The organism is Microcoleus sp. B7-D4, assembly GCF_036705125.1.
In the GTDB taxonomy this organism is placed as follows: Bacteria; Cyanobacteriota; Cyanobacteriia; order Cyanobacteriales; family Microcoleaceae; genus Microcoleus.
The window spans coordinates 1-1,796 of record NZ_JAUBTT010000243.1 but is presented as its reverse complement, the minus strand read 5'-3'; the positions used below and the strand labels follow the sequence as shown (position 1 = coordinate 1,796).

Annotated in this window: 2 protein-coding genes; one reads left to right on the top strand and one right to left on the bottom strand. The window is 41.0% G+C overall.

Annotation, left to right across the window (positions count from 1 at the left end; all coding sequences use genetic code 11):
• Window positions 1-746 (bottom strand): CHASE3 domain-containing protein (locus QUB12_RS37165; RefSeq protein WP_333301332.1); only part of this gene is annotated, 746 nt, incomplete at its 3' end.
• Window positions 747-1,201: 455 nt separating this feature from the next.
• Here QUB12_RS37165 and QUB12_RS37160 point away from each other — a divergent pair.
• Window positions 1,202-1,531 (top strand): hypothetical protein, encoded by a 330-nt coding sequence (locus tag QUB12_RS37160; protein WP_333142435.1) that lies wholly within the window; start codon window positions 1,202-1,204, stop codon window positions 1,529-1,531.
• The last annotated feature ends 265 nt before the right edge of the window (window positions 1,532-1,796 follow it).

Below are 1,796 nucleotides of genomic sequence, written 5' to 3'. Positions count from 1 at the left end.
TGATTTACAGAGCTCGATTGCTGTGCGGCTGTGCGTTCCTGCTGTTCTACTGTGGCCGCAATTTCTGTGGAAGAACTGGCGATCGTATTTGCTACCTGATTGATTGGTCGGATAATTTTATCAAAAATAAATAATACAATAAATGAACCCAATACTACAGCAACAACCGTACCTCCTATAGAAACAATCGTCGCTAATTGCTCCGACTGTTTTGCTAATTTTGTTCGTTGAACCAGTAAAGCATCTTCTACCGTAAGCATTTCTGCCAGCTTCTCCCTAATTTCATCCATTAATATCTTGCCTTTCCCTGAAATCACCAAGGCTCTTAGCTCTGGTTCTTTACCCGCCCTTTTCAGGGATATAGTTTCCGCTAATTCATCTAGTTTTTGCTGACCCAAATTTTCTACTTTCTCCAATTTTTTCACTTGTTCTGGGTTATCTTTTATTAACTCTTTTGTCTCATTTAGTGTTTTATAAAAGGCTATTTGACCATTTTTATAAGGTTCTAAAAATTCCTCCTTGCCAGCGAAGATAAACCCCCGCTGTCCTGTTTCAGCATCCACTAAATCTTTTTCTAGGGCTTGCAAATTTGTCTGGACTACATAAGTGTGCGTTTGCCACTCAATAGCTTCGGCTAACTTATCCATACTCAATTTAGTGGCAAATCCGATGCTAATCATTAAGAAAAAAATTGAGCCGAAGCCCAAGGGAACTACTTTACTAAGCCGAATAATATTGTGCCACATTGCACTTTCTACTCCTTGATTCGTTGTTGACTTTTGTGGGGGGAAGTTGCAGCGTCAATAATTTCCTGATGTTTTTCACCCAAGTAGTTATTTAATCCGTAATACTAATTCATAATTAATGCCGCTTTTTTCGTGAAAAAACTTCCAGCGCTTTTTTTTGCTTTCCGTGCTTTACTAACTCAACCATTGACTCAGACTCATCAATAAAAATCTGGCAAAACTTAATGTCGAGCAAGCGATGCAGGTCAAAGTCTTTAGGATTAAGGGTTGTTTTGCCTGCTTTGATTTTGCATAAATCCTGTTTATTCGATTGTAGCTGGAAATTCAGGAACCAAACCCAAAAATCGTCAATCGATTTTAGATTTTAGATTTTAGATTTTCGATTGACTTGCGCGAGATAAATGCGGGGGCAATAAGTGATTTTCGATTTTGGATTGATTCCACGGATAAATCACGTGGCGGGTACCACCTTTGAAATTGGTGGTCAAATTCTCTCCCCCACAGTTTCTCTTTCCCAGTGTTCCTCTCTCTCACTATTGATTGGGGTTCAAGTCGATCGCATAAATGTTACAACTAGCGTTAAGCAACACAATTTTGAGTTCATCGAAATAGTAGTGACGCTGGTGCTGGGTTCGGTACTGTGGGTCTGGGGAATGCGGTTCAGGCGGGTGTTAGTTCGATCTGGAGTTACTGCGAAGGATTTGTTTAAGGGCAGAAATTCGATCGCCCTGGCTTTGGCGATGCACTCGCGTGCGATCGTTTTGACTTGGATGCCGCAGGTTTGACAAGCTGGGAGGGCTGCCAGATATATTCATGACCGAAAGCATCCAGGATACAAGCCCCCGGATTCATTCCGAAAGCAGACTCAGGACCAAGAAATAAAAAACCTGTATCCGATAAACAGGCCCCCGAATTTATCCGTGGGGTCAATGCTTGAATCTAAAATCTAAAATCTAAAATCTAAAATCGATGGACTCAATGCTATCAATGGCTAATCTGCTCGCCCAAAACACTGAGCACCCTTTAGACAATTGAATTGAGATTTTGGGC